Source organism: Nonomuraea sp. B19D2, from assembly GCF_040137845.1.
Lineage (GTDB): Bacteria > Actinomycetota > Actinomycetes > Streptosporangiales > Streptosporangiaceae > Nonomuraea.
Window position 1 is genome coordinate 47,358 of sequence record NZ_JBEFAK010000060.1, and the last position, 6,746, is coordinate 54,103.

6 protein-coding genes are annotated in these 6,746 nt (G+C 70.9%); 4 read left to right on the plus strand and 2 right to left on the minus strand.

What is annotated here, in order from left to right:
• Positions 1-113 precede the first annotated feature (113 nt).
• Together ABN273_RS52390 and ABN273_RS52395 are read right to left on the minus strand one after the other, a co-directional pair.
• The gene (locus ABN273_RS52390; RefSeq protein WP_349457225.1) at positions 114-833 is read right to left on the minus strand and encodes a DUF5941 domain-containing protein; all 720 of its coding nucleotides are present in this window, start codon (positions 831-833) and stop codon (positions 114-116) included.
• Entirely contained in the window at positions 830-2,353 is a 1,524-nt protein-coding gene (locus ABN273_RS52395) for a CDP-alcohol phosphatidyltransferase family protein (protein ID WP_349457226.1), read from the minus strand. Before ABN273_RS52395 ends, ABN273_RS52390 begins: the two co-directional genes overlap by 4 nt.
• 140 nt (positions 2,354-2,493) lie before the next feature.
• On the opposite strand from ABN273_RS52395, the gene recO reads away from it, so the two are divergent.
• From recO to ABN273_RS52415, 4 genes are all read left to right on the plus strand, one after another.
• Entirely contained in the window at positions 2,494-3,228 is a 735-nt protein-coding gene (gene recO, locus ABN273_RS52400; protein ID WP_349457227.1) for a DNA repair protein RecO, read from the plus strand.
• Positions 3,225-3,998 (plus strand): isoprenyl transferase, encoded by a 774-nt coding sequence (locus ABN273_RS52405; RefSeq protein ID WP_502911297.1) that lies wholly within the window; start codon positions 3,225-3,227, stop codon positions 3,996-3,998. The genes recO and ABN273_RS52405 overlap by 4 nt, the downstream gene beginning before the upstream one ends.
• A gap of 142 nt (positions 3,999-4,140) precedes the next feature.
• The gene (locus tag ABN273_RS52410) at positions 4,141-5,769 is read left to right on the plus strand and encodes an ABC transporter permease (RefSeq protein ID WP_349457229.1); all 1,629 of its coding nucleotides are present in this window, start codon (positions 4,141-4,143) and stop codon (positions 5,767-5,769) included.
• 42 nt (positions 5,770-5,811) lie between these two features.
• Positions 5,812-6,582, plus strand: a complete 771-nt coding sequence (locus ABN273_RS52415) for a phosphotransferase (RefSeq protein ID WP_349457230.1) — start codon at positions 5,812-5,814, stop codon at positions 6,580-6,582.
• Positions 6,583-6,746 lie beyond the last annotated feature (164 nt).

Consider the following 6,746-nt stretch of genomic DNA (forward strand, 5'->3'; position numbering starts at 1 on the left):
AAGAACGCCAAAGCCCCGAGCGCGAAGCGCTTCTCCGGGAAGCCTTCGTGCTCGGGGCGGGCGTCAGCAGGCCCACTTGGCAACTGGGCGACGGGCGGGTGGCCCTGGCCCACCTACCCCTTGTCCGCCTCGCCGGTGGCCTGTTCGAGCTGGTCTTCTGGGGAGGCCTCGAGGTCCTGTTCGGCGTCGGCGCCGGCCTGGGCGGAGGCCTTGTCGAGGCGCACCCAGCTCGTCACGCTCTCCACCGCGAACAACACGAAAAGGTACGCCGTCAGCACCGCCAGCACGGGCGTCAGCACGCCGAGCGCCGCTCCCGCACCGATGATCAGCAGCCGCAGCTCCCAGCCGAGCCCCGCGTGGAACACCCAAGCGGGCGGCCAGATGCTCTGCCGCGTCCGGTAAACGGTGTCATACGTGTGGTAGCCCACGACATAAACCAGCACGAAAAGCAGCCACTTGGGCGCGTCGGCGGCGAGGCCGATCGCGATCATGGCGAGGAACTCGGCGGCGCGCAGCAGCGGCGGCGTGAGCCAGTCGAAGCGGCCCAGGTGGTCGCGCGGCGCGGTCGGCAGTACGAGCAGCAGTGTGGTCACGACCGGGAGCAGCAGGACAGGGCCGGGCTCGAGCACGCCGGTGACCACGAAGGCGGCGACGAGGAGGAGGGCGACGAGCGTGACGGGCACGGGCGGCAGGCCCCGGCCGAGCTTGCCGGCGAGGGCGTGGGCGAGCGGGCCGTCGTCACGGTAGGCGAGCAGGCGGGCGGTCTGGATGCGGCGGCGCTCCTCGTCGGGGTCCGGCGTGGGGGTGGCCATGGCCTGCGGTTGGGTGATCATACGAGCGACCTCATGAGGCGTCCGGTGAGGGTGTAGGCGGCGGCGACGGAGCCCCAGATCACCAAGGTGAGGAAGGTGATCCGGGCGTCGAAGAGGGCGGCGGTGATCGCGATGGCCGCGAACCGCTCGCCGATGGGGAACACGATCATCTTGCGCGCCCAGTGGACGGCGCGGAACTTGCCGGCCTTGGTCCACATCTTGAGCAGGCCACGCAGGCCCTGGCTCCGCTCGACCTTGCGGCGGGTGAGCGCCTGGCGCAGCTCGCGGTCGTCGGGGGCGTCAAGCGGCAGCGTGGGCAGCTTGGCGGGCGGCTTGCGGCGGTTGGCGACGCCGAAGGAGAAGTCGAGCAGGTGGCGGGTCGACTGCAGGCCGAGCGCGGCCAGCGCCAGGATCCAGATCTCCTCGCCGTTGCCCGAGACCACCCAGCCGACGGCCAGGCCGGCGAAGACGACGTACTCCTTGAACCGGTCGAACGTGGCGTCCAGCCATGCCCCCAGCACGCCGAACTTGCGCGCGTAGCGGGCGACCTGCCCGTCCACGCAGTCGAAGACGAACGCGAAGTAGATCAGCACGCCGCCCAGCACCATCCACGGCCGGTCGCCGGTGGCGAAGCAGGCGGCGGCCGCCACACCCAGCACGATCGAGATCAGCGTCACCTGGTTGGGCGTCAGGCCGCGCCTGGCCGCCCAGCGGGCGATGAAGCGGGAGTAGGTGGAGACGAAGTACGTGGTGAAGAAGCCGTCGGCGCCCTTGACCGCGTTGTTGAGCCTGGCCCGGTCCTCGTCCATGCCGGCCATCTCGGCGCCGGCCTCGTTGACCTCTTCCTGGGTCGTGACGCGGCGGTAGAACAGGTCGCGCCGGCCCCTGATGCCGACCGACACGCCGTTGCGCACCAGGCCGAACACGATGAGCTGCACCAGGTCGTCGTCCTCGCCGAACGTGGCGGCCATCGCGGCCAGCTCGCGGCAGGTCTGCGCCAGCACCGGCGCGTTGCGCGCGCTCACGTGCAGCGGGCCGAGCAGGACCGCGTTGGGCCTGGTCACGGCATGGCTCGCGGTGCCCACCGACACAACGCGAGACTTGCCGACGCGCGAGCGAACGGGCAGCCCTTCGAGGCGGCCGAGGCCGATCTCGGGGTCGGCCTCGTCGATCGGGACGTGGTCCTCAGGGCCGTTGTCCTCCTGCTCCTCCTCTGTCACCTCCGGACGCGGCTCCTTGGCGACGAGCGCCAGCGCACCGCGCTTGGCCTTGGTGATCTGGTAGATCAGCTCGTCGTGTACGACTGAGTTCTCCGGGATGATGAAGAGGTTCTCCGTCGCGGACTCCGCGACGTCGGCCAGTGCGCGCAGGGCGGCGGCCACGTCGCCTGACTCGATCGTGGCAAGCCGTGGATCCAGGGAAGTGAGCTGGCTGCGTAGTCGCTCGGCCACGGAGGGATTGCCGGGTATCGCGGCCAGCCTCAGGCCGGTCGGAGAGGTGTCGGGGCCGGGCGAGGCGCCCAGCAGGACCACGCGGGTCATGACTCCCTTTCGAGGCGGTATCGGGGGGTTGAACAACGGGTTATGCGGGGACAGGCGTCAAAGTCTAATGATGGTGACGTAAAGTCGCGTCATCAGAGCATGCCCGTAACATGGCTTCGATCCGGCCGTAAGATGTTCGAGTGAGTCTCTACCGTGACGAAGGCGTAGTTCTACGCACACAGAAGCTCGGTGAGGCCGACCGCATCGTCACCATCCTGGCAAAGCGCACCGGCAAGATCCGGGCCGTGGCGAAGGGCGTGCGCCGCACGACGTCCCGCTTCGGGGCCAGGCTGGAGCCGTTCACCCACGTCGACCTGCAGCTGCACACCGGGCGGACGCTCGACGTCGTCACGCAGGCGGAGACCATCAGGCCCTACGGCGAGGTGCTGGCCGCCGACTATCCCCGCTACACCGCGGGCAGCGCGATGCTGGAGACCGCCGACCGGCTGACGCACGGGGAGAAGGAGCCGGCGCTGCGGCAGTTCCTGCTGCTGGTGGGCGGGCTGCGCACGCTCGCCGACCGCGGCCACGAGGCCCGGCTGGTGCTGGACGCGTACTTCCTGCGCTCGCTGGCCGTGGCCGGCTACGCCCCCGCGCTCGACGCGTGCGCCAAGTGCCGGACGCCGGCGATCAGGGCGTTCGCCATCGTCGCCGGGGGAGTGGTGTGCGGGGCGTGCCGGCCGGCCGGCGCGGCCGTGCCCGCGGGAGAGACGATCGGGCTCATGACGGCGCTGCTGCGCGGCGACTGGGCGACCGCCGACGCCTCGGAGTCGCGCCATCGCAGCGAGTGCAGCGGGCTCGTGGCCGCATATCTGCAATGGCACCTCGAACACGGAATACGCTCTCTCCGACACGTCGAAAGGGAGCCTGTGTGAACGTACGACCTCCGACCCCGCATCCGTCCGGCGCGACGCCGCCGCCGATCCCGCGCGACCTCGTGCCCCGGCACGTCGCCATCATCATGGACGGCAACGGCCGCTGGGCCAAGGCCCGCGGACTGCCCCGCATCGAGGGGCACAAGGCGGGCGAGTCCTCGCTGTTCGACGTCATCGAGGGCGCGCTCGAGCTGGGCATTCCCTATCTGAGCGCGTTCGCCTTCTCCACGGAGAACTGGAAGCGCTCGCCCGACGAGGTCCGCTTCCTCATGGGGTTCAACCGGGACGTGATCCGGCGGCGGCGCGACGAGCTCAACGCCATGGGCGTGCGCGTGCGCTGGGCGGGCAGGCCCGGGCGGCTGTGGAAGAGCGTCATCTCGGAGCTGCAGACCGCCGAGGAGATGACGGTCGCCAACCGCAAGCTGACGTTGCAGTTCTGCGTCAACTACGGCGGGCAGGCCGAGATCGTCGACGCGGCGGTCAAGCTGGCCGAGGACATCGCGGCAGGGCGGGTCAAGCCGTCGAAGGTCAACGAGAAGGTGTTCGCGCGTTACCTGGACGAGCCCGAGATCCCCGAGGTGGACCTGTTCGTGCGCTCGTCGGGGGAGCAGCGCTTCTCCAACTACCTGCTGTGGCAGTCGGCCTACGCCGAGATGGTGTTCCTCGACCGGCTGTGGCCCGACTTCGACCGCCGGGACCTGTGGGAGGCGTGCGAGATCTTCGCCAAGCGCGACAGGCGGTACGGCGGGGCGATCCCCAACCTGGTCTGACCGCTCCCCGGGTCTTCCGGCCACATCACCACCTGCGGCGTCAGCCGGCGGGCGTATTCGCCTGGCCGCCTAGCTATACGTGGGTATAGTCTCCTGTTTGTCGGAACAGTCAGCTGTACCCATGAATAGGAGCTGGTAGCCGATGGCTTCCGCACGCCGAGACGGCCGGGGGCGCACCCTCGCGGGCACCGGCCACCTCGTTCGCCTGGCACTGCGCCGCGAACGGGGCATCGCGCCCTGGTGGATCCTGCTGATCGTGGCCCTGGCCCTGGTGATGGTGTCCTACGTCAACAGGTACATGGGCACGTACGAGCTGAAGGTCACCTACACCGAGCTCGCCACCAGGAACGCCTTCCTGCGGGCGCTCGGCGGTGGCCTGCCTGAGCCGCGGCTGGAGGTGCTCGCGACGTGGCGCAGCGGCGGGTTCCTGTACGTGGCGAACGCGTTGGCGGCCGTGATGTCGATCATCCGGCACACCCGCAGGGAGGAGGACGCGGGCAGGATCGAGCTGGTCCGGTCGGGCGTGGTGAGCCGCTACGCGCCCCTCACGGCCGCCCTGCTGGTCGCGGGCGGGGTCAGCCTGGCCGCCGGCGTGCTGACCGCGGTCGTGCTGGTCGGGATCGGGTTCCCGGTCGCGGGGTCCGTCGCGTACCTGGCCGCGATCACGGTCGCGGGCTGGGTGTTCGCGGCCGTCGCCGCGGTGACCGCCCAGCTCGCGCGCAGCGCCCGCACGGCCACCGCGATCAGCCTGTCCGTGCTCGGCGCCGCCTACGTGATGCGCTACGCCGGCGACGCGACCGGGCAGTACTGGCTGAAGGCTCTGTCCCCGATCGGCTGGAGCCATCTGGTGCGGCCGTACCAGGACGAGCGGTGGTGGATGCTCGGGGTGCCGGTCGTGGCCGGCACGATCCTGTACGCGGCCGCGTACCGGCTGCTCGACCGCCGCGACCTCGGCGCGGGCCTGCTGCCCGAGCGCCTGGGCCGGGAGTCGGCGCCGGAGCTGCGCGGCCCGATCAGCCTGGCCTGGCGGCTGCACCGCGGCCTGCTGGCGAAGTGGGCGGCCGGGGTCGCGTGTTTCGCCGCGGCCGGGGCCGGGCTCAGCCCGCTCACCAAGGACCTGCTCTCGCGGCCGAGCATCGTGGTCGAGAACATCATGCACGGCCTCGGCATCTCCGACGAGGGCAAGACGTCGGCCGCCTACTCGTGGTACCTGATCCTCATCATCTCGTACGCCGTCGCGCTCTACCCGGTGCTCATGACGCTGCGGCTGCGTTCGGAGGAGACCTCGGGCCGCGCCGAGACCGTGCAGTCCACCCCGATGACCCGCCTGCGCTGGGCGGCCGGTCACCTGGTCGTGACGGGGCTCGGCACGGCGGCGCTGATGGCCGTCGCCGGGCTCGTGTTCGGCACGCTGTACTCGCTGCTCGTGGGCGACCTCGCCACCGACCTGCCCCGTTTCCTGGCGGGGGCGCTGAGCACCGTGCCGGCGGCCTGGTGCGTGGGGGCGGTCTGCATGCTCGCGTACGGGCTGCTGCCGCGGGCCAGTGCGGCGATCTCCTGGATCGTCTGGCTCCTGACCGTCGCGCTCGGCAAGGTCGCCGGCCCCCTGTACGGGGTGTTCGACGGCATCCCGCTGGAGCCCTTCCACTACATCCCGAACGCGATGATCGGGACGTCCTTCGACGCGCGCCCCACCCTCGCGCTGGTGGCCCTCACGGCGCTGCTGCTCGGGGGCGCCCTCGCGGCTCTGCGCCGCCGCGACTTCGGCTGAGTGGTCTAGCATGTCGTGCCTCTCGACAAGATCGGAGGGCGCATGGGCGGACATTCCATCGAGGTGCGGTCCGACGTGGTGGTCAAGCGGTACCGGTCGTCGGGGTACGACGAGCCCGGACGCGAGTGGCGGGCCCTGCGGTTGCTCGACGAACACGATCCCGGCCTGGCCCCGGCGCCGGTGACCGCCGAGCTGGCGGCTGATCCGCCGACCGTGGTGATGTCCCGCCTGGACGGCGCGACCGTGAGCGGGGAGATCACCGGCAAGCTCGTCGACGCCCTGGCCGAGGCCGTCACCGGCGTCCAGCAGGCGATCCCGCGGCGGGTGCTCGAGCGGGTGCCGCCGCGTGCCGGGCACCCGGTCGAGCTCCTCCGGCTCGTCCGCGAGCGGGCCGCGGCGGCCGAGCCCGATCCCGCGATCGCCGAGGCGTTCCGCGCCGCCTCGGCCTGGGTGGCACGGCCGGCCTTGGCGGAGCAGCTCGCGCGGCCGGGCACCCCGGTGTTCGGCACCGGCGACGGGAACATCGCCAACTACCTGTGGGACGGCACGAAGGTCCGGGTCATCGACTTCGAGTACTCCGGCCGCAGCGACCGGGCGTTCGAGCTGGCCGAGGTCACCGAGCACATCGCGGTCTGGGAGAACGACCCGGCCGGGATGACCGCCGTGCTGGAGCGGCTCGAGCTGACCGCCGAGGAGGCCGCCCGGCTCACGGAGTGCCGCCGGCTGATGGCGCTGTTCTGGCTGCTGCGCGCCCGCAAGGAGATCCGGTCCGCGCAGGCGGACCGGATGCTGGCCCTGTTGGAACCGGGATGACGGCGCACTTCTGGGAAGCTCCTGATCAAGTAGGGCTCGTAAGCATTCACGTCGTGCACAGGATGTAGCAGTTCGAGCGGTTGCGTGACCGTCCGTCACTTTGATCAAATCGGGCTCGGATGATGTGATCTTCAGGTGTCCGGCCTGGAGGAGCTGTCCCGCGA